This window comes from Mesorhizobium sp. P3_A8 (genome assembly GCF_056402995.1).
Window position 1 is genome coordinate 75,004 of record NZ_JBFUGI010000008.1, and the last position, 20,360, is coordinate 95,363.

The following is a 20,360-nucleotide window of genomic DNA, read 5'->3' on the forward strand; positions in this document are numbered from 1 at the left end:
GGGACTGGGCGAGTGGAAAACAACATCGAGATAAAAGCAATCGGAATCCGGCCGGCGCAGGGGCGGGAACAGGCAGGCTGTAGCCGATGACCGGGACTTCGCCAGCCGTCGTCGCGGCAAGCAAACTGGGCCTCACCTTCCAGACCAATGATGGGCCGGTGCAGGCGCTGTCCAATGTCGACCTGACCATCGGCAAGGGGGAGTTCGTCTCCTTCATCGGGCCATCGGGCTGCGGCAAGACCACGCTGCTGCGCGTCATCGCCGATCTGGAGAAGCCGACCTCGGGCACGATTTCGGTCAACGGCATGACGCCGGAACAGGCGCGCGAGAAACGCGCCTATGGCTATGTCTTCCAGGCCGCCGCCTTGTTTCCGTGGCGCACCATCGAGCGCAATGTCGGCCTGCCGCTGGAGATCATGGGCCTATCCAGGGCGGAGCAGGCGGAGCGCATCAAGCGCACGCTCGACCTCGTCAACCTCTCGGGCTTCGAGAAGAAATACCCCTGGCAGCTGTCCGGCGGCATGCAGCAGCGCGCCTCGATCGCCCGCGCTCTGGCCTTCGACGCCGACCTGCTTTTGATGGACGAGCCGTTCGGCGCGCTGGACGAGATCGTGCGCGACCACCTCAACGAGCAATTGCTGGAATTGTGGGGGCGGACCAACAAGACCATCTGCTTTGTCACCCATTCCATTCCGGAAGCCGTGTATCTCTCGACGCGCATCGTCGTCATGTCGCCGCGTCCCGGCCGGGTCAGCGACATCATCGAATCGACGCTGCCGAAGGAAAGGCCGCTCGACATCCGCGAGACGCCGGAGTTCTTGGCGATCGCCGCGCGCGTGCGCGATGGCTTGAGGGCAGGGCACAGCTATGATGATTGAGCGGGGGCAGGATGAGGTTGCTCCTCTCCCCAACGGGGAGAGGGTGGCCGGAGCGAAGCGGAGGTCGGGTGAGGGGGCGGCGCCGACGGATCCGACGAAAAGAAAGGTCGGGGCAACCGAGCGCGCCCGAAAGCTGCGGGTTGACGAGACCGAGGCTGAATACAGGCTTTGGGGCGAACTGAGAGGCCGTCATCTCAACGGCTACAAATTTGTCAGGCAAGTGCCGCTCGGACCTTTCATCGCGGATTTTGTTTGTCGCGAGGTAGGCCTGATCGTCGAACTTGACGGCAGCCAACACGCGGATTCACCAACCGATCTGGCCAGAACAGCTTGGCTGAATGGCCATGGTTATTCGGTTCTCCGTTTCTGGAATCACGAGGTTTTGGCCGAGCGCCGAGCGGTCCTGGATACGATCTTGGCTTGCCTCGACGGAAAGATTTCTACCCCCTCACCCGACCTCCGCTTCGCTCCGGCCACCCTCTCCCCGTTGGGGAGAGGAGGGCGCTCGTCCAGCGAGGCCTGCTGATGGACACCTTCCGAGACAAACTCGTCCCCGTAACCTCGATCCTGGTGGGCGTGGTCATCCTCTGGTACGTCTTCGCCGTCATCCTCAACACGCCGTTCCAGCGCGACCTCGACCGCCGCGCCAATGAGACCTCCACGTTCAGCGAACTCATCGGCAAGACGCTGTCGCAGCCGAAGCCGACACTGCCGGCGCCGCATCAGGTGGCGGTGAACTTCTTCGAGAACACGTTTCTGCGGCCCATCAATTCGAACCGCAGCCTCGTCTACAATGCCTGGGTGACGCTGTCGTCGACACTGCTCGGCTTTGCCTTCGGTACCGCGCTCGGCATCATCATTGCGGTGGGGATCGTGCATGTGGCGACGCTCGACCGCAGCCTGATGCCGTGGATCATCGCCTCGCAGACCATCCCGATCCTGGCGGTGGCGCCGATGATCATTGTGGTTTTGGCGGCGGTCGGCATTACCGGCCTGATCCCGAAGGCGATGATCTCGACCTATCTGTCGTTCTTCCCGGTGACGGTCGGCATGGTGAAGGGGCTGCGCTCGCCCGAGATCATGCATCTCGACCTGATGCACACCTACAATGCCAGTGGCGCGCAGACCTTCTGGAAGCTGCGCGTGCCGGCCTCGGTGCCGTTCCTGTTCACCTCGATGAAGGTGGCGGTCGCGGCAAGCCTGGTCGGCGCCATTGTCGGCGAACTGCCGACCGGTGCGGTCGCCGGCATCGGCGCCAAACTGCTCGCCGGCGCCTATTACAGCCAGTCCATCGACATCTGGTCGGCGCTCGTCGCCGGCTCGATCGTGGCGGCACTTCTGGTCATGGTGGTCGGCATTGCCGGGCGCCTCGTCGACCGCGCCATGGGCGGGAGGCCGGCATGAACTGGCTGAAACCTTCCTGGCAAGCGGTGCTGGCGATCGTGCTTTGCCTGATCGCGGTCGCGCTCGGCGCTATCGCCGCGCCAAAAGTGGATCCGCTGGCGCAGCCAGCAGGGACGTTGATCTATCCCTATGCCGCGACAAGCTGGCTGATCTTCGGCGTGCTGCTTCTCGCTGCTCTGATCTCGATGGCCAGAATGCCGTCCATCGTCGAAGCAGTCGTGCTTTTCATCGGCGCGCATCTCGTCGCCTGGCTGCTGATCAGTGGTATCGCTGGCTTCGAAGGTCAGGCACGGGCGCCGTATTTCCTGCTGCTGGCGGCGGCTTGGTTGCTAGGTTGGCGCTGCGTTGCGGTGCTGTCGGGACTTCGCCCTATGGAGAGCTGGGCCCGCACCGCCCTTCGCCTGATTATCCCCGCCATCTTCGGCGCCTGGATCCTGATCATCTGGGAAGCGGTGACGCGCGGCGCCGGCATTCCCTTCATCCTCTTGCCGCCGCCCAGCGCCATCGGCGCGCGCCTGGTCAGTTCGCTGCCCATACTCGGCGCCGATGTGCGGCAGACCATCTTCAAGGCAGTGATCTTTGGCTATGTCGTCGGCAGCGGTGCCGGCTTCATCACTGCGGTGCTGGCTGATCGCGTGCCGTTCCTGCGGCGCGGGCTTTTGCCGATTGGCAACATGGTGTCGGCGCTGCCGATCATCGGCGTGGCGCCGATCATGGTGATGTGGTTCGGCTTCGACTGGCAGTCCAAGGCGGCGGTCGTCATCATCATGACCTTCTTCCCGATGCTGGTGAACACGGTCGCCGGGCTGGCCGCGTCAGGCCATATGGAGCGCGACCTGATGCGCACCTATGCGTCGGGCTATTGGCCGACGCTCATCAAACTCAGGCTGCCGGCCGCGGCGCCTTTCATCTTCAACGCGCTGAAGATCAATTCGACGCTGGCGCTGATCGGCGCCATCGTCGCCGAATTCTTCGGCACGCCCGTCGTCGGCATGGGCTTCCGCATCTCGACCGAGGTCGGGCGGATGAACATCGACATGGTCTGGGCCGAAATCGCAGTTGCAGCACTTGCGGGTTCGGTCTTTTATGGCGTGGTCGCTCTTGTCGAAAGAGCCGTCACGTTTTGGCATCCCTCTGTCCGTGGTGGATAGGGGCGGTGGGTTTAGGGCACTAACTTCAGAGGGTAGAAAAATGAAAAGACTTGTTATTCCCGTTCTGGCCGGCGCGATGTCGCTGGCTGCCTTCCAGGCAATGGCCGCCGACAAGGTGACGTTGCAGCTGAAATGGGTCACGCAGGCACAGTTTGCCGGCTACTATGTCGCCAAGGCCAAGGGGTTCTATGAGGCCGAAGGCCTCGACGTCGACATCAAGCCGGGCGGCCCCGACATTGCGCCCGAGCAGGTCATCGCCGGCGGTGGCGCCGACGTCATCGTCGACTGGATGGGCGGTGCGCTGGCCGCGCGCGAAAAGGGTGTGCCGCTGGTCAATATTGCCCAGCCGTTCAAGAAGGCCGGCATGGAACTGGTCTGCCCGAAGGACGGCCCGATCAAGAGCGAAGCCGACTTCAAGGGCCATACGCTCGGCGTCTGGTTCTTCGGCAACGAATATCCGTTCTATGCCTGGATGAACAAGCTTGGCCTGAAGACCGAAGGCGGTGCGGATGGCGTCACCGTCTTGAAGCAGAGCTTTGACGTGCAGCCGCTGATCCAGAAGCAGGCGGACTGCATCTCGGTCATGACCTACAACGAGTACTGGCAGCTGATCGACGCCGGCTACAAGCCGGAGCAGCTGACCGTGTTCAACTACTCGGCGATGGGCAACGACCTGCTCGAGGACGGCCTCTATGCCTCGGAAGACAAGCTCAAGGACCCAGCCTTCGAGGACAAGATGGTGCGTTTCGTGCGCGCCTCGATGAAGGGCTGGAAATACGCCATCGACAACAATGACGAAGCTGCTGGTATCGTCATGGATGGCGGCGGCCAGGACGAGAACCACCAGAAGCGGATGATGAGCGAAGTCGCCAAGCTGATCGACAATGCCGACGGCAAGCTCGATCCGGCGACCTACGAGCGCACCGCCAAGGCGCTGCTCGACCAGAAGATCATCACCAAGGAGCCGACCGGCGCCTACACCACCGCCATCACCGACAAGGCGGTCAAGTAAGCCTACCAGTCATCCTGATTTCGAAAGCGGCGCCTTTGACAGATGTCAGAGGCGCCTTTCCTTTATGGTGTTCATGACGAAGCTGGTCTCGATCGAGGCGACGCATTTCAGCCGCGCGATCTTCTCCTTGATGAAGCGCTCATACTGTTCGAGGCTGCCTGTCACCACCTTCAGCACATAGTCGCGCGAACCGGTGACGAGGTGGCACTCCAGCACCTCTTCCCAGCCGCGGATCGCCTCCTCGAACATCACGATCTCGTCCTCGTTCTGGCGGCTGAGGCGGATGGTGGCGATGGCGACCATGCTCCAGCCGAAGGCGGCGGGATCGACCAGCGCGGTGTAGCCTCTGATGACGCCTGTCTCCTCCAGCCGCCGCACCCGCCTCAGACAGGGCGACGGCGACAGGCCGATGCGCTCGGCGAGCTCGTTGTTGGTGATGCGGGCATCCGCCCGCAATTCCCTGAGAATCCGGAGGTCGAAGTCATCGGCTATCTTCTGCTGCATTGTTGGTCCAGCTTGGCAATTTGTTGCCGGCATGCAGCCACGCGAGCCCAAGAATAGCAAGGACTGGCTGATCGGGATCGCATAAATTGCGGCGCGATATCCCTCGAACGCAGGAAAAGCCATGACCGCGCCACGCCCGTCGAAAACCCATATCGGCAACCACAAGCTCCATCCGGAGACGCTGATGCTGAGCTATGGCTTCGATCCGCAGCTTTCGGAGGGCGCCGTCAAGCCGCCGGTGTTCCTGACCTCGACCTTCGTGTTCAAATCGGCGGAAGAGGGGCGCGACTTCTTCGACTACACGTCCGGCCGCAAGGAGCCGCCGAGTGGCACGGCGTCCGGTCTGGTCTATTCGCGCTTCAACCATCCCAACAGCGAGATCGTCGAGGATCGGTTGGCGATCTATGAGGGCACGGACGCCTGCATCCTGTTTTCATCGGGCATGTCGGCGATCGCGACGACACTGCTTGCCTATGCCCGCCCGGGCGACGTCATCCTGCATTCGCAGCCGCTTTACGGCGGCACCGAGACGCTGCTGACGCGCACGCTGTCCGGCTTCGGCATCGGCGCGGTCGGCTTTGCCGATGGCGTCGACGAGAAGGCGGTGCGGGCGGCAGCCGATGCTGCGGTTGCGAAGGGGCGTGTTTCGGTCATCCTGATCGAGACGCCATCGAACCCGACCAACAGCCTGGTCGACATCGCGCTGATGCGGACGATCGCCGACGAGATCGGCGCCAGCCAAGGTTCGACGCCGATCATCGTCTGCGACAACACGCTGCTCGGGCCGGTGTTCCAGCGGCCGATCGAGCATGGCGCCGACGTCTCCGTCTATTCGCTGACCAAATATGTCGGCGGCCATTCCGACCTGATCGCGGGCGCCGCCATGGGCAGCAAGGCGGTCACCAAGCCGATCAAGGCGCTGCGCGGCGCCATCGGCACGCAGCTCGACCCGCATTCCTGCTGGATGCTCGGCCGTTCGCTGGAGACGCTGTCGATCCGCATGGAGCGGGCCAACGACAATGCGCGCCTGGTCGCCGAATTCCTGCGCGACCATGCCAAGGTCGAGAAGGTGCATTATCTGCCCTTCCTGGGCGAGGACACGCCGGCGGGACGCGCTTATGCCAGGCAATGCAGCGGCGCCGGCTCGACCTTCTCCTTCGACATCAGGGGCGGTGAGAAGGCGGCATTCGCCTTTCTGAACAATCTGCAGATCTTCAAGCTGGCGGTAAGCCTCGGCGGCACGGAGTCGCTCGCCAGCCATCCGGCGGCCATGACCCACTCCGGCATTCCCTTCGACGTGCGTCAGCGCATCGGTGTTCTGGAGACGACGGTCAGGCTGTCGATCGGTGTCGAGCATCCGGATGATCTGATCGCCGACCTGACGCAGGCGCTGGCGGTGGGCTGACGGCTTCTCTCCGAGCATCCGGGCACCGAGCGGTCCGACAGTCTGCACGTAAACGTTACTCGCGCGGAGCCATCCGCGCTCATAAGCGTTGTGTCGATACATCCGCGCGCCGGGGAGCCGTGGAGGGTGTTATCCAGCAAACGGAGATTCTCATGCGTATCCAATCCTTGGCACCAATGCTTTCGGCGTTGGCCATCTCGGCGTCCTTCCTCATCGCATCGCCGGCCTTGGCCGAGACGGTGAAGCTGAAGGCAACGCTCGACGGTGCCCAGCAGAACCCGCCGGTCACCACGAAAGGCAAGGGCACGGCCGCTTTCACCTTCGACACGGCCACCAAGAAACTCAGCTGGACAGTGAAATATTCCGGGTTGAGCGGACCGGCGATGGCCGGACACATTCATGGCCCGGCCGCGATTGGTGAGAACGCCGGGGTTGCGATCCCGTTCAAAGGCAAGCTCAAGAGCCCGATCAAGGGCTCGGCTGTCCTGACAGATGCCCAGGCTGCCGATCTGATTGCTGGCAAGGACTACGTCAACGTGCACACCGCCGCCAACAAGGACGGCGAAATCCGCGGCCAGATCGAGGCAGCGAAGTAGCAAACCGCGCCGACAAAAAGGGGCGGGTGACCGCCCCTTTTTTGTTGGATCACGCCTTGTCGCGGATCTGGGTCATCGTCCGTGTCGGCGTGATCGCCTCCGGGTCGAGCCTGATCTCGACGATGGCCGGCTTGCCGCTGGCGCGGGCTCGCTCGAAGGCGGGCGCGAAGTCGGCCGTCTTTTCGACCGTCTCGCCATGGCCGCCATAGGCGCGGGCCAGCGACGCGAAGTCGGGGTTTTTGAGATCTGTGGCGACGACGCGGCCGGGATATTCGCGTTCCTGGTGCATGCGGATGGTGCCGTAAATGCCGTTGTTGACGACGATGACGATGATCGGCAGGTCATACTGCACGGCGGTGGCGAATTCCTGGCCGTTCATCAGGAAGCAGCCGTCGCCGGCAAAGGCGATCACGGTGCGATCCGGATAAAGCGCCTTGGCGGCGACCGCCGCCGGCGTGCCGTAGCCCATCGAACCGGAGGTCGGCGCTGCCTGCGTGGCAAAGCGGCGGGAGCGGTGGAAGCGATGCACCCAGGTTGCGTAATTGCCGGCCCCGTTGGTGAGGATGGCGTCGTCGGGCAGTACCTTTTCCAGATAGTTCATGATCGGCCCCATATGGACCGGGCCGGGGCCGCTTTCCGGCGGTGTCGACCAGTCGAGGTAGGCGGCGTGCAGTTTGGCCGTCTCGTCCGCCCAATTCGGTGCGGTAGCCGGCTTGCGCTTGGCAAAGGCTTCGACGAAGGCCGACGGCGAGGCGTTGATCGCCAGCGCCGGCCGATAGACGCGGCCGAGTTCGCCGGCGTCGGCATGGACGTGCACCAGCGTTTGGTCGGGATAGGGGCTTTTCAGCAGCGTGTAGTCCGAGGAAGGCATCTCGCCCATGCGGCCGCCGATGAGCAGAACGAGGTCGGCCTGCTTGATGGTGGTGGCCAGCTTCGGGTTGATGCCGATGCCGACATCGCCGGCATAGTTCGGGTGCAGATGATCAAACAGCATCTGGCGGCGGAAGGAGCAGCCGACGGGGAGCGACCACGCCTCGGCGATCGCGCGCATCCGTGCAACGGCCTCGGCATCCCAGCGCGTGCCGCCGAGAATGACGAAGGGCCTGACGGACTTGGCCAGCAGTTTCTCCAGCGCATCGAGTTCGGCTTCGCCCGGCCGGGTTTCGACAGGTGTGTGCGGCAAGGCGGCGGGCGCTTCGACGACGCTGGTCAGCATGTCTTCCGGCAGCGAGATGACAACCGGGCCGGGGCGGCCCGATGTCGCCACCGCGAAGGCGCGGGTGACCAATTCCGGGATACGCGAGGCATCGTCGATCTCGACCACCCATTTGGCGATGTCGCCGAAGAACCTCTTGTAGTCCACTTCCTGGAAGGCCTCGCGCTCCTTAGCGTGGCTGGCGACCTGGCCGATGAACAGGATGACGGGTATCGAGTCCTGCATGGCGATGTGGATACCGGCCGAGGCGTTGGTGGCGCCGGGGCCGCGGGTGACGAAGCAGATGCCGGGCTTGCCGGTCAGCCGGCCCTGGCAGTCCGCCATCATCGCCGCACCGCCTTCCTGGCGGCAGACGATGGTGCGGATTTTGGAATCGTGCAGCGCGTCGAGCACCGCGAGGTAGGATTCGCCGGGCACGCAAAAGATGCGGTCGGTGCCGTTCGCTTCCAGCGCGTCGACGATCAGTTGTCCACCGGTCTTCATTTCGCTGATCTCTCCAGTTCGGCAAGGATTTCATCAGTGTGCTCGCCCAGGCGCGGCGAGGGGCGCTCATAGACCAGCGGTGTTTCAGACATCACCATCGGCGCGCGCACCGACGGCAAAAGATTGCCGTGACCGTCGTCGAGGTCGAGCCGCATGCCGCGCGCGATCGTCTGCGGGTCGGCGAACATCTGGCCGATCGTGTTGATCGGGCTCGCCGGTACGCTTGCTGCTTCCAGCTTTGCCAGCAGCGGGTCGCGATCCCACGTCTTCAGCGCTTCGATCATGTGCTCGCGCAGCTTGACCCGGTTGGCGACCCGGGCGGGATTGGTGGCGAAATCGGGATTGGTCGACAGCTCGTCCAAGCCGACGGCAGCGCAAAATTTGACGAACTGGCCGTCATTGCCGACCGCCAGGATGATGTGGCCATCACGGACCGGCACCACCTCGTAAGGCGCGATGTTCATATGCGCATTGCCCATCTGCACAGGCGACTTGCCGGAGACGAGATAGTTGAGGTTCTGGTTACCGAGCGCCGAGATCTGGGTGTCGAACAGCGCCATGTCGATATGCTGGCCCTCGCCGCTCTGGTCGGCATGGCGCAAGGCGGCCTGGATGGCGATGACCGAATAGAGCCCGGTGAAGATGTCGGAGATGGCGACGCCGGCCTTCTGCGGTTCGCGCCCGACCTCACCGGTGATCGACATCATGCCGGCCATGGCCTGGATGATGAAGTCGTAGCCGGCGCGCGGCGCGTAAGGCCCGTCCTGGCCGAAGCCGGTGATCGAGCAATAGACGAGGCGCGGGTTGATCTTGCGCAGGCTGTCATAGTCGAGCCCGTATTTCTTCAAGCCGCCGAGCTTGAAGTTCTCGATCAGCACGTCCGACGTCGCGACCAGCCGGCGGATGGTTTCCGCACCCTCCGACGTCGAGAAATCGATGGCGATGGAGCGCTTGCCGCGGTTGCAGGAATGGTAGTAGGCGGCCGACAGGTTCTCGCCGTCATGGCTCATGACGAAGGGCGGGCCCCATTTGCGGGTGTCGTCACCGCCATCGGGGCTTTCGACCTTGATGACATCGGCGCCGAGATCGGCAAGCAATTGCCCGGCCCACGGCCCGGCAAGGATGCGGGCGAGTTCGACGACGCGGACGCCTTTCAGGGGAGGTTCGGCCATAAATCACCAGAATTGGTCGGAACCGCAGCCTCTATCAACACCTTGTGCCGCTGTCACGGCCCTTGCGATGGGCCAAAGGGCCGGTTTGCGATGGATACGGGTCGTTATTTCAGCACGCCGTCGGCCCAGGCGGCGAAATCGTCCATGATGACGTCGCGGTTCACCTCGTTCAGGCTTTCGTGGCGGGTGTCGGCGTAAACCTTTGAAACCAGATTCGAAAAGCCCATCTTGCGCATGCGACTGGCGAGATGGGTGATGCCTTTGCCATAGTCCGAGGCAGGGTCCTTTTCACCGCCGACGATGGCGACGGGAATGTCGCGCCGGATGCCGGCAAAACCGGCATCCTTGCCGCCGTTCAGCGCCATCGAGACCACGTCGCGCCACATCGAGATAGAAGCATCCCAGCCGCACAGCGGGTCGGCGATGTATTTCGCCACCTCGGCCTCGTCGCGCGACAGCCAGTCGAACAGCGTGCGGTGGTTGGGCACTGCCTTGCCCCAGGCCTGGAAGGTGAGTTTCGGCAGCAGGCGTGATGGAACGTCGGAGCCCAACCGCATCCGTTCCCAGGCGAGGACGCCGAGCGCCACCTGCCCGAGCAGGCCTTGCGAGAAATTGCCGTTCCAGATCGCGGCGGCATGGACGCGTGGCGAGTGGCCTAGGAGGTAGTTCAGCGCCACCGACGCGCCCATCGAATGACCGAAGAGGATGACCGGCAGATCAGGGCATTCGCGGGCGATGAGATCATGGATGGCGTCGACATCGGCGATCACCTTGGCCGGGCCATCCCTGTCGGCGAATCTGCCTAGCGGCGCATCTGATGCCTTGGTCGCGCCATGACCGCGATGGTCGTGGACATAGACATGGAAGCCGCGAGGTCCGAGAAAATCGGCAAAGCGGGCATAGCGTGCGGCGTGCTCGGCCAAGCCGTGGTTGATCTGGACGACAGCGCGTGGCTTGCCGTCAGCCTGCCTGACGAAGAGATTGAGGTCGGCACCGGTCGGCGAGCGGACCATGCGTTGTTGATTAAAAGGCATGGTCGCCTGCTCTCTCCCTCATTTTATCGTTGTTGGCTTTGTTTGCGCCGGCGCTGGTTTGGCGTCAATCCACAGCAACTGCATTTGCGCGACGATGTTTCTTGCGTTTGACCAGCAAAATATCGCAATTCTGACATGGAGACAGAGACAGTCTGTCGCCCACTTTCTTCAGCCGAGGATTCGCTCATGCGCATTGGTGTCGTTTTCGGATTGGCCATGCTGGCGATGTCGCTGGCCAATGCTGCGCAAGCCGAAGTCAAGATGAGCGGCACCTTCGTTGCGGACGCGGCCTGTCCGGCAACACAGGCCATCAAGAACGGCAAGAACCCCGGCAATGTCTCGACCGATGCCGGACAGAGCTACCAGCTGCTTGCCGGCAACAAGGATGCGCCGACGCATTATCTGATCATGGTGCCGGGCGCCGATCCGGAGCGGCGCTGGGTGAAGGTCACTTGCGGCCATCTGTCGGGCAGCAGTGCCGCGACGGTGCCGGCGGCACCTGGCGGACAAGGCAAGCCCGCCGCCTCGGGAAAACCCGAATATGTCTTCGCGCTGAGCTGGCAGCCGGCCTTCTGCGAGACCAAGTCGAACAAGGCAGAATGCAAGGCGCAGAGCCCGAGCGAATTCGACGCCACCAATTTCACCTTGCACGGGCTGTGGCCGCAGCCGAACGGCAATTTCTATTGCCAGGTGGCGGCCAACGACAAGGCCAATGACAATCCGGCTCACTGGAAGGATCTTCCGTCCGTCAATCTCGATGCCGGCACCCGCAAGGAGCTCGACCAGGTGATGCCGGGCACGGCCTCCCAGCTGGAACGGCATGAATGGATCAAGCATGGCACCTGCTACGGCAAGAACCAGCAGGAGTATTTTTCCGATGCGCTCGGCCTGATGCGACAGGTCAACGCCTCGCCGGTGCGCGATCTCTTCGCCAAGACCATTGGCGGCAAGCTGACGGCGGACCAGATCCGTGGCGCCTTCGACCAGGCTTTCGGCGCTGGGGCAGGGGACCGCGTGCGCGTCTCCTGCGTCATCGATCCTTCCAGTGGCCGGCGGCTGATCGGCGAACTGACGCTCGGCCTTGCCGGCCCGATCGGCCCGAACTCTTCGCTCAAGGACCTGCTGCTGGCCTCGGTGCCGACCAACAAGGCCGGCTGCCCGACAGGCACCGTTGACGCGATCGGGTTCCAGTAAGTGTAGTGGGTCCGGTAACGGGCTGTCGTTGCGCCACGGCGCGGTGTTATGGTGGGGCGACATCATTCGACGGGGGATGGCGATGGGGGATGTGACAGGCAGTGCGCTGGCGCGGCTGGCTTTCTGGGCTAAGGGCATGGTTTCGATCAACAATGCCCGGATGGAATGGCCGGGTTTTTCCTATAGCGATGCCGAGTGGGCGCGTATGCGCACGCTGTCCGAGCCGATCGGCGCCGGCACTTATCAGCTGTTCACGATGGTCAACGCGGCCATCTTCATAGCCATCGCCGCGCTCGGCATTTTCGGCGTCTTCCTGCCGCTGGCGACGTTGCTGTTTCCGATACCGGCCGAAACCAGCGCGCTGAAGTTCTCGATGCTGCTCGCCGCCTGCGCGTTCCTCATTATCGGACTTGGCCTGCCGGTCTCGATGCGCCTCTCGGCCATGCTGGTGGGCGGCAAGACTTTGCGCGCGGCGCTGGTGCCCGCTGGCGGCGATGAGGCGCTGGCGTCAAAAGTGTCCTGGCAGATCAACCGCATCATGCTGATCATGTGTGGGCTGCTGGTGCCGGGCATTCTTTTGTTCATCGCCTATGACATCCAGGCCGGGCCGATCATCACGGCGCTGAAATGGCTGGCGATCGCGCTGATGGCGGTGTCAACGTTTACAGGCATTGCGCGGCAGAGAAAGTCGTAGCAGTCTCTTTGTTTGGCGCAATTCCGGACGGAAAACCGCTTCACACTTTTCCTGGAATTGCTCTAGATCTGCGCCGACTTGGTCCAGGCGACGGCGGTGTCGGGCTCGTGGCCGCCTGGCTCGCCGACGACGCGGTCGCGTCCGGTTGACTTCGCCTTGTAGAGGCGCTGGTCGGCGAGCGCGAACAGGTCGGCAAGGCAGCGCGTCGTTTCGCCGACGGTTGAAACACCGGCGCTGACGGTCAGCTCGAAGCGGCTGGTCACGGTCGATGCCTTGACCGCGTAGCGGATGCTTTCGCCAAACAGCCTGGCGACCGGATGCGGACGCGAACTCAGGATGGCGAACTCCTCGCCGCCGATTCGGAACACCTGGTCTTCGGCGCTCGCCACTTCGCGAAGCAGGCTTGCGACCGCTTTCAGCACCTTGTCGCCCTCGGCATGGCCGAAACGGTCGTTGATCGACTTGAAATGATCGACATCGATGATCAACAGGCTGAGCGGCCTGGCGGTGCGCAGGCTGACCTCGACGGCGGCCTCACCGTCGGCGTCGAAGCGCCCGCGATGCAGCAGGCCGGTCAGGCCGTCGCGGCCGACATGTTCGACCAGCGCCTCATAGCGCTCGCGATAGGTCAGGGTTTCGAAGATGTCGGTCAGGCCGCGCGGTAGCGGAATGTCGCGGGCCTCGAACCATCTGAGGTAGACCACCAGCATGGCGCTGAAGGTCAGCGCCGCCGCCATCTTGGCGAACCAGCCGCCGAAGAAGACGGCGATCGGCGCGCCGGTGACGAAATGCAGCGCGGTGAAGAAGCCCGCCTGGTCGAAGGTCAGCACGCAGGCGACGCAAATCAGGATGCGCGCGAACTGCGCTTTGCGCAGGACGCGCCCAAGTCTTTCATAGAGCAGGATGATCAGGATGGCGTCGACGAACAGCAGCGTCGTGCCCCACACCATCAGCCAGCCCATCTGGTCGATGAAACCGATATCGGGCAGCCTGCCGTCGGGCAGCGCTGCGATGGCGTGCAGGCGCAAGAGCAGCACCAGGCCGATCATCAGCGCATTGCCGAGCAGCAGGCCGTAGATCGGCTGGCGCACGGTTGCGGCGTCCTCCTTGATGTAGAGCAGGAGCAGCATCACCAGCTTGCCCGAAAACAGCACCGCCGAGCCCGGCGAGACCATGCCGAACGGCAGCGCGACGTAAAAGACGCTGGCGAGATAGGTTTCCAGGAAATGCATGACGCCGAGCGCGCAGACGAAGACGCCGAGGCCAATGCGCTTGCGGAAGCGGAAAAGCGTCACCATCACGCTGAAATAGACGACCGCTTCGGCAAGGAGCAGGAAACTGTTCAGCACTGCCGTCGATCCGATCTCTTTCCAGGAATCGCGATAATCCAGCGATTCCACCCCGATCCTGTTTTGACGCGGAAGGGTTAACCGGAGATTTCCGCACGTCAGCGACTGGTGGAAAACTTGGCGGCCGGCACACACTTGTCCGTGTGGAAGGCTTGATCTGGCAAAAGCGATTGCCGTTCGGCCCAGCATCGCCTACATAGCGGCCAACCTCCATTCAATCCGACAAATCCAGTCATTTTTCAGGGAAAAGCGCGCGTGGCACGCCAGTTCATCTATCACATGGCCGGCCTCAACAAGGCCTATGGCACCAAGAAGGTGCTCGAGAACGTTCATCTGTCCTTCTACCCCGATGCCAAGATCGGCATTCTCGGCCCCAACGGCGCCGGCAAGTCGACGATCCTCAAGATCATGGCCGGCATCGACAAGGAGTGGAGCGGCGAGGCGTGGCTCGCCGAAGGCGCCACCGTCGGCTATCTGGCGCAGGAGCCCGCGCTCGACGCGAGCAAGACGGTGTTCGAGAACATCATGGAAGGCGTCGCCGCCAAGACCGCCATCATCGAGCGCTACAACGAATTGATGATGAACTATTCCGACGAGACGGCCGACGAGTCGGCCAAGCTCCAGGACGAGATGGACCGGCTGAACCTCTGGGACCTCGAACAGCAGGTCGAAATGGCGATGGAAGCCCTGGGCTGCCCGCCCAAGGAATCGGAAGTCACCAAGCTTTCGGGCGGCGAACGCCGCCGCGTTGCGCTCTGCCAGCTTCTGCTGCGCCAGCCAGACCTTCTGCTGCTCGACGAACCGACCAACCATCTCGATGCCGAAACCACGGCGTGGCTGGAAAAGCATCTGCGCGCCTATCCCGGCGCCGTGATGATCATCACCCACGACCGCTACTTCCTCGACAATGTCACCGGCTGGATCCTCGAACTCGATCGCGGCCGCGGCATTCCCTATGAGGGCAACTACACCAAGTACCTGGAAGCCAAGGCCAAGCGCCTCAAGCAGGAAGGCCGCGAGGACGACGCCCGCCAGCGCGCCATCGGCCGCGAGCGCGAATGGATCCAGTCAAGCCCGAAGGCCCGCCAGACCAAGTCCAAGGCGCGTATCCAGGCCTTCCAGGACCTGCTCGATGCAGCCGACAAGCGGCGCCCGAGTGACACGCAGATCGTCATTCCGCACGGTGAGCGGCTCGGCAATGTGGTGATCGAAGTCGACGGCCTGTCGAAGGGCTTTGGCGACACGCTGCTGATCGACGGACTGGAATTCAAGCTGCCGCCGGGCGGCATTGTCGGCGTCATCGGCCCGAACGGCGCCGGCAAGACGACGCTGTTCCGGATGATCACCGGCCAGGAAAAGCCCGATGCCGGCACCGTCCGCGTCGGCGAGACGGTCAAGCTCGGCTATGTCGACCAGAGCCGCGACGCGCTCGATCCGTCGAAGACCGTCTGGGAAGAAATTTCGGGCGGGGCCGAAGTGGTCAAGCTCGGCAAGTTCGAAGCCAACACGCGCGCCTATTGCGCGTCGTTCAACTTCCGTGGCGGCGACCAGCAGCAGAAGGTCGGTAATCTCTCCGGCGGTCAGCGCAACCGCGTGCACCTGGCCAAGATGCTGAAGACCGGCGGCAACGTGCTGCTGCTCGACGAACCGACCAACGATCTCGACACGGAAACACTGGCCGCACTTGAAGACGCGCTGGAAAATTTCGGCGGCTGCGCAGTCATCATCTCGCACGATCGCATGTTCCTCGATCGCCTGGCGACGCACATCCTCGCCTTCGAAGGTGACAGCCATGTCGAATGGTTCGAGGGCAATTTCGAGGATTACGAGCAGGACAAGATCCGCCGGCTCGGGCCCGAAGCCGTCAATCCGCACCGCATGACCTACAAGAGGTTGACGCGGTAAGGGGACAAACCGGGGCGGCGAATTCTCAAGACGATATGAGGAGCTCAAATGGCTGATTGGTCCGCCGCCCAATATCTGAAATTCGAGGACGAGCGCACGCGGCCCGCGCATGATCTGGTGGCACAGGTGCCGGTCGATTTTCCGCGCCGGGTCGTCGACATCGGCTGCGGGCCTGGCAATTCGACCGAGCTTCTCGTCGAGCGCTGGCCGGATGCCGCGGTGAGCGGCTTCGACACCTCTCCCGACATGATCGAGAAGGCGAGGGCGCGCCTGCCCAACGTCACCTTCGACCTCGCCGATGCCTCGACATGGCAGCCGGCCGAGCCGGTCAATGTGATCTTCGCCAATGCGGTGTTCCAGTGGCTGCCCACCCATCCGGCAGTGTTTCAGCGGCTGATGGGCTTTCTGACGCCTGGTGGCGCGCTGGCCGTCCAGATGCCCGACAATCTGCTTGAGCCATCGCATCAGGTGATGCGCGACACGGCGGCAGAAATGCCCTTCGCTGCAAAGATGGCAGGCGCGGCGCGTGGGCCGTTGCCGCCGGTGTCGTTCTATTATGATCTGCTGTCGCCGCTCTCCGACCGGCTGGATATCTGGCACACGGCCTACAATCATCCGCTTGCCGACGCCGAGGCGATCGTCGAGTGGGTGAAGTCGACGGGACTGAAGCCCTTCCTCGATCCGCTGGACGCCGACGAGCGCAAGCTGTTCCTCGGCAGCTACACCGCCAAGATCAAACAGGCCTATCCGAAGACTGCGAATGGCAAAGTGCTGCTGCGTTTCCCGCGCATATTCATTGTCGCTAAGCGGGCCGGCTAGGATATGTTGATATTCAGGTGATGCCGGCCTGCAAATGGCGGCTCCCTGCGCTTCCGGTGCTCACGTACGAAAAGTACGCTCCGCTCCGGTTCTCGGAAGCCACCATTTTCGGCGCGGCCTGACCTGAATCTCGACACACCCTAGGAAAGAATTACCCACTTCGCACGCGGCCCTTTGCAACTGCTTGACCCGGTTTCGCCGCCATGGCCAACTCATCGCGTGGGGCCATGATGGCCGAGTGGCAGGGGGCGGATGATGACTTTGAAAAGATTGCTTTATGGGGGCGGCGTGTGCGCGGCAGCCCTTTTGGCATTCTCGGTTTCGGCCGAGGCCAAGCGGGCGCGCTGCTTCACCAGCGATGACGGCTATTTCGCATGCAGCTACCGCGCGATCGACGATGCCGGCAGCTTCCGCATCTCGGCGCCGGGCTATCCGACCTATGTGCTGGAGATCGACGGACCGGGCTTTGCCTATGGCTATGTCAATCTCGGCCGCCGCAATGTGCCGTTGCCGGGACAGTTTGTGCGCAGCCGCGACGACGGCGCCTGCTGGAACAACCCGCAGACCAACACCAAACTGTGCGCCTGGTAAGATCGGATTCAAGCCGGCCTGAAGCTTTGGTTTAAGCCGGCGTAAACGGCCTGATGAGAAAAGTATTGCGCCGAAGCGTTTCGGCGCCCACATGAAGTCGCAACGCCCGCGGATGGGACAGACTGAAACATGCATCGCGTCATCATCAGCGGCATCGGCGCTGAAATTCCTGAAGCTGTCATCACGAATGAAGAGCTGGTCGAGAGCTTCAACAGCTGGGTCGACACCGAGAACGCGCGGCGCCAGGGCACCGGCGAGCCCTTGCTGCAGAAGTCCGACAGCGACTTCATCGTCCATGCTTCGGGTGTGAAATCCCGTCATGTCATCGAGCGCGAAGGCATTCTCGATCCGACCCGCATGACGCCGCGCATTCCAGCGCGACCCGACGATGCATTGTCGCTGGAAGCGGAGTTCGGCATCGCCTCGGCCAGGAAGGCGCTCGACCATGCCGGGCTGAAACCATCCGACATCGACCTGGTCATCTGCTCGGCTTCGCACCACCAGCGTCCCTATCCGGCGATCGCCATCGAAATGCAGGAGGCGTTGGGCACCACCGGAGCCGGCTTCGATATGGGGCTTGGCTGTTCTTCCGCGGCGGCGGCGCTGCATCTGGCGGTCAATCTGGTGCGCTCGGGCGCGCACAAGCGCATTCTGGTGACCACGCCGGAGATCATCACCGGCCACCTCAATTTCCGCGACCGGCAGACGCATTTTATCTTCGGCGACGCCTCGGTTTCGCTGGTGGTGGAGGGGCTTGCCCAGGGCGACAAACGGCCAGGGCGTTTCGAGGTGCTGGACACGCGCCTCTGGACGCAGATGTCGAACAACATCCGCACCAATCTCGGCTACCACACCCGCACCGCCCAGGACGATCCCTACATGATCAACCTCGAAGGCAATCTGATCAAGCAGGTCGGCAACAAGGTGTTCAAGGAAGTCACCGTCGCCGGCCAAAAATTCATCGTCGAATTCCTGGCCGAGCACGGGCTGACGCCGCAGGCCGTCCGGCGGTTCTGGCTGCATCAGGCCAATGCGCGCATGAATGCGATGATCCTGAAACTGTCGTTCGGCCACGATGTCGATCACGACCGCGCGCCGATGGTGCTGGAGCGGCTCGGCAACACGGCGGGCGCCGGCGCTATCGTCGCGCTGTCGGAGAACCATGCCGACATGAAGCCCGGCGATTTCGGATTGATCTGCGCCTTTGGCGCGGGGTATTCGATCGGTGGCGCGCTCATCCGAATGCTCTAGGCATCTCGGTATCGAGATGCTGGCCTGACAGGGGCATTCGGACTTTCGAAATCCGCCCAGTCCGGCCGTTTCGCGCCCGTCTTCCACTCCCGTTCAGCCTGAACAGACCCTCAACACAGCCTGTGTTTGGGGGCTTGAACCAATGCGATCTCGTTTCAGAAAAGAGAGTTTCCAATGGTTGATGCCAGATGCAGTTGCGGCGCTCTCACGCTGACGCTTCCCGGACCGTCAAGACTGGTTGTCGCCTGCCATTGCCTCGACTGCCAGCGCAGAACCGGCGCGCCCTTCGGCGTTGGCGCGTTTTATCCGGCCGACGCTGTCGCCATTTCCGGAACCTCGAAAGAGTTCACCCGCGATGCGGCAAGCGGCGGGAAGGTGCACAGCTACTTTTGTCCAGACTGCGGCTCGACGGTCTATTGGAAGGCCGACAGGCTGCCCTCGATGATCGGCGTCGCCGTCGGTGCGCTGGCGGACCCGAAATGCCCGCCTCCCATCAGGTCGATTTTCGAGCAGTCGAAACATGATTGGGTTCAGATCGACGGTGCTGTCGACCATTTTCGGCAAAGCAGCGCCGCGGGGAAATCGAGCTGAGCTGGCGTTCGCCGCATCTTGCCGGTCATGCCGGTGTGAAGGGGACCAGCATCGGCACCCGTCGGGCGTAATCGTCATAGGCAGCGCCGAGTTCGCCACGCAGGAAGCTCTCCTCGAGCCTTGCCTTGACCACGATGCCGATGATGAGCAGCACGGTGCCCGCAATGCCCCAGACCGTGCCCTTGGCCGCCATGGTGGCGAGGATGGCGAGCAGCAGTCCGGTGTAGATCGGGTGGCGGACAAGGCCGTAAGGGCCGGTGTCGACGACATGGTGATCGGCCTTGGCGGTGACCGTGCCCGACCAGAGCCTGCCGAGATGCAGGCGCGCCCACCAGGCGAAGGCGATGCCGACGGCTATCAGGGCAACGCAAATCCAGGCTTCGGCAAGATCAGGCATCCAAAACCTGAGCCGACCCTCATAGCCGTGCGCGGGAATGAACAGCAGCCCCGCGCCGACCAGCCACAGGGCCCGATAGCGAACCTCCGCTTTGAAACCGGCGCGCTTCTGCACAGGGTCGGCCCACAAAGCGGCGGCGGCCCAGCTCACCGCCCAGATCAACCAAAGCAGCGTGATTGCCGTCACCGGTCGCATGAGAACCTCCGCCGACTTGTCCTGTTCACCATGAAGCGGGTGCAGCGCGGCAGCAATGCGGCGGTATCCGGAACCGACTGCTGTTCCGGTAAGAAGATCGTGATCCCTGCTCAATCACTCGAGCAACTGAACATCCACTGCACGCCGAACGCATCGACCAGCATGCCGAAGCTGGTTCCCCAAACTTGCCGTGCCAGAGGCACGGTGATGCGGCCGCGTGCGCTCATGCGGCCGAAAAGCTCCTGCATGACGGTCAGCTCGTCGAACTCTAGGCAAAGGGCGGAGCCCTTCATCGGCTCCGCATCGTCATTGTCGGAGGCATGGAACAGAACGCCCGGACCTTCGAAGCGTGCATGCAGGATCTTTCCACGCATGGCTTCGGTTCGCACCGGCATGCCGTTGTCGCCCCAGCGCAGCAGGATTGTTTTCAAGCCAAGGCCGCACTGTTCGTAAAAGGCCAATGCCGGCTCGCAATTGGTGGTGAAGAACAGCGAAGGGGAGAGGCGCATCCTGTCTTTC

The 20,360-nt window shown here is 63.0% G+C and carries 21 protein-coding genes; 14 read left to right on the top strand and 7 right to left on the bottom strand.

Going from position 1 to position 20,360, the window contains the following annotated elements:
• Window positions 1-86: 86 nt before the first annotated feature.
• The 5 genes from AC1DX4_RS19720 to AC1DX4_RS19740 are packed head-to-tail and all read left to right on the top strand — an operon-like array spanning window position 87 to window position 4,445.
• On the top strand, window positions 87-878 hold the full coding sequence (locus tag AC1DX4_RS19720; protein ID WP_477221879.1) for an ABC transporter ATP-binding protein: 792 nt from the start codon (window positions 87-89) through the stop codon (window positions 876-878).
• Window positions 868-1,404, top strand: coding sequence for an endonuclease domain-containing protein (locus AC1DX4_RS19725; protein WP_477221880.1), 537 nt, complete (start codon window positions 868-870; stop codon window positions 1,402-1,404). The genes AC1DX4_RS19720 and AC1DX4_RS19725 overlap by 11 nt, the downstream gene beginning before the upstream one ends.
• Window positions 1,404-2,282, top strand: coding sequence for an ABC transporter permease (locus tag AC1DX4_RS19730; protein WP_477221881.1), 879 nt, complete (start codon window positions 1,404-1,406; stop codon window positions 2,280-2,282). Before AC1DX4_RS19725 ends, AC1DX4_RS19730 begins: the two co-directional genes overlap by 1 nt.
• Window positions 2,279-3,433: an ABC transporter permease gene (locus AC1DX4_RS19735; protein ID WP_477221882.1), complete on the top strand. Its 1,155-nt coding sequence runs from the start codon at window positions 2,279-2,281 to the stop codon at window positions 3,431-3,433. The genes AC1DX4_RS19730 and AC1DX4_RS19735 overlap by 4 nt, the downstream gene beginning before the upstream one ends.
• 40 nt (window positions 3,434-3,473) lie before the next feature.
• Window positions 3,474-4,445 (top strand): ABC transporter substrate-binding protein, encoded by a 972-nt coding sequence (locus AC1DX4_RS19740; RefSeq protein WP_477221883.1) that lies wholly within the window; start codon window positions 3,474-3,476, stop codon window positions 4,443-4,445.
• A gap of 45 nt (window positions 4,446-4,490) precedes the next feature.
• Here AC1DX4_RS19740 and AC1DX4_RS19745 read toward each other — a convergent pair whose 3' ends face one another.
• Entirely contained in the window at window positions 4,491-4,949 is a 459-nt protein-coding gene (locus AC1DX4_RS19745; protein WP_477221884.1) for an Lrp/AsnC family transcriptional regulator, read from the bottom strand.
• Between the two features lie 121 nt (window positions 4,950-5,070).
• Between AC1DX4_RS19745 and AC1DX4_RS19750 the strand changes: the two genes are divergently transcribed.
• Window positions 5,071-6,354: a cystathionine gamma-synthase family protein gene (locus AC1DX4_RS19750; protein WP_477221885.1), complete on the top strand. Its 1,284-nt coding sequence runs from the start codon at window positions 5,071-5,073 to the stop codon at window positions 6,352-6,354.
• Between the two features lie 152 nt (window positions 6,355-6,506).
• Window positions 6,507-6,950: a CHRD domain-containing protein gene (locus AC1DX4_RS19755; RefSeq protein ID WP_477221886.1), complete on the top strand. Its 444-nt coding sequence runs from the start codon at window positions 6,507-6,509 to the stop codon at window positions 6,948-6,950.
• A 49-nt stretch (window positions 6,951-6,999) separates the two neighbouring features.
• On the opposite strand, the gene AC1DX4_RS19760 is transcribed toward AC1DX4_RS19755, so the two are convergent.
• The 3 genes from AC1DX4_RS19760 to AC1DX4_RS19770 all read right to left on the bottom strand — a co-directional run bounded on the left by AC1DX4_RS19760 (window position 7,000) and on the right by AC1DX4_RS19770 (window position 10,855).
• Window positions 7,000-8,649 (bottom strand): thiamine pyrophosphate-binding protein, encoded by a 1,650-nt coding sequence (locus tag AC1DX4_RS19760; protein ID WP_477221887.1) that lies wholly within the window; start codon window positions 8,647-8,649, stop codon window positions 7,000-7,002.
• The gene (locus AC1DX4_RS19765) at window positions 8,646-9,821 is read right to left on the bottom strand and encodes a CaiB/BaiF CoA transferase family protein (RefSeq protein ID WP_477221888.1); all 1,176 of its coding nucleotides are present in this window, start codon (window positions 9,819-9,821) and stop codon (window positions 8,646-8,648) included. Before AC1DX4_RS19765 ends, AC1DX4_RS19760 begins: the two co-directional genes overlap by 4 nt.
• Window positions 9,822-9,925: 104 nt before the next feature.
• Window positions 9,926-10,855, bottom strand: a complete 930-nt coding sequence (locus tag AC1DX4_RS19770; protein WP_477221889.1) for an alpha/beta fold hydrolase — start codon at window positions 10,853-10,855, stop codon at window positions 9,926-9,928.
• Between the two features lie 186 nt (window positions 10,856-11,041).
• On the opposite strand from AC1DX4_RS19770, the gene AC1DX4_RS19775 reads away from it, so the two are divergent.
• A complete protein-coding gene (locus AC1DX4_RS19775) occupies window positions 11,042-12,049 on the top strand; it encodes a ribonuclease T2 family protein (protein ID WP_477221890.1) in 1,008 nt (335 codons plus the stop codon).
• An 82-nt stretch (window positions 12,050-12,131) separates the two neighbouring features.
• Window positions 12,132-12,743, top strand: coding sequence for a hypothetical protein (locus AC1DX4_RS19780; protein ID WP_477221891.1), 612 nt, complete (start codon window positions 12,132-12,134; stop codon window positions 12,741-12,743).
• Window positions 12,744-12,805: 62 nt separating this feature from the next.
• Here AC1DX4_RS19780 and AC1DX4_RS19785 read toward each other — a convergent pair whose 3' ends face one another.
• Window positions 12,806-14,092 (bottom strand): GGDEF domain-containing protein, encoded by a 1,287-nt coding sequence (locus AC1DX4_RS19785; RefSeq protein WP_477222108.1) that lies wholly within the window; start codon window positions 14,090-14,092, stop codon window positions 12,806-12,808.
• 255 nt (window positions 14,093-14,347) lie between these two features.
• Here AC1DX4_RS19785 and ettA point away from each other — a divergent pair, with 255 nt between their 5' ends.
• From ettA to AC1DX4_RS19810, 5 genes are all read left to right on the top strand, one after another.
• Window positions 14,348-15,997, top strand: a complete 1,650-nt coding sequence (gene ettA / locus AC1DX4_RS19790) for an energy-dependent translational throttle protein EttA (RefSeq protein WP_477221892.1) — start codon at window positions 14,348-14,350, stop codon at window positions 15,995-15,997.
• Window positions 15,998-16,045: 48 nt separating this feature from the next.
• Window positions 16,046-16,816, top strand: a complete 771-nt coding sequence (tam, locus tag AC1DX4_RS19795) for a trans-aconitate 2-methyltransferase (protein ID WP_477221893.1) — start codon at window positions 16,046-16,048, stop codon at window positions 16,814-16,816.
• Window positions 16,817-17,071: 255 nt separating this feature from the next.
• Window positions 17,072-17,407, top strand: coding sequence for a hypothetical protein (locus AC1DX4_RS19800; RefSeq protein WP_027045940.1), 336 nt, complete (start codon window positions 17,072-17,074; stop codon window positions 17,405-17,407).
• A gap of 129 nt (window positions 17,408-17,536) precedes the next feature.
• On the top strand, window positions 17,537-18,658 hold the full coding sequence (locus AC1DX4_RS19805) for a beta-ketoacyl-ACP synthase III (protein WP_477221894.1): 1,122 nt from the start codon (window positions 17,537-17,539) through the stop codon (window positions 18,656-18,658).
• Between the two features lie 174 nt (window positions 18,659-18,832).
• Window positions 18,833-19,249, top strand: a complete 417-nt coding sequence (locus AC1DX4_RS19810) for a GFA family protein (RefSeq protein ID WP_477221895.1) — start codon at window positions 18,833-18,835, stop codon at window positions 19,247-19,249.
• A gap of 25 nt (window positions 19,250-19,274) precedes the next feature.
• On the opposite strand, the gene AC1DX4_RS19815 is transcribed toward AC1DX4_RS19810, so the two are convergent.
• Window positions 19,275-19,841 (bottom strand): methyltransferase family protein, encoded by a 567-nt coding sequence (locus tag AC1DX4_RS19815; protein WP_477221896.1) that lies wholly within the window; start codon window positions 19,839-19,841, stop codon window positions 19,275-19,277.
• 110 nt (window positions 19,842-19,951) lie between these two features.
• Window positions 19,952-20,350 carry a VOC family protein gene (locus AC1DX4_RS19820; RefSeq protein ID WP_477221897.1) on the bottom strand — a complete coding sequence of 133 codons (399 nt, stop codon included), beginning with the start codon at window positions 20,348-20,350 and terminating at the stop codon, window positions 19,952-19,954.
• Window positions 20,351-20,360 lie beyond the last annotated feature (10 nt).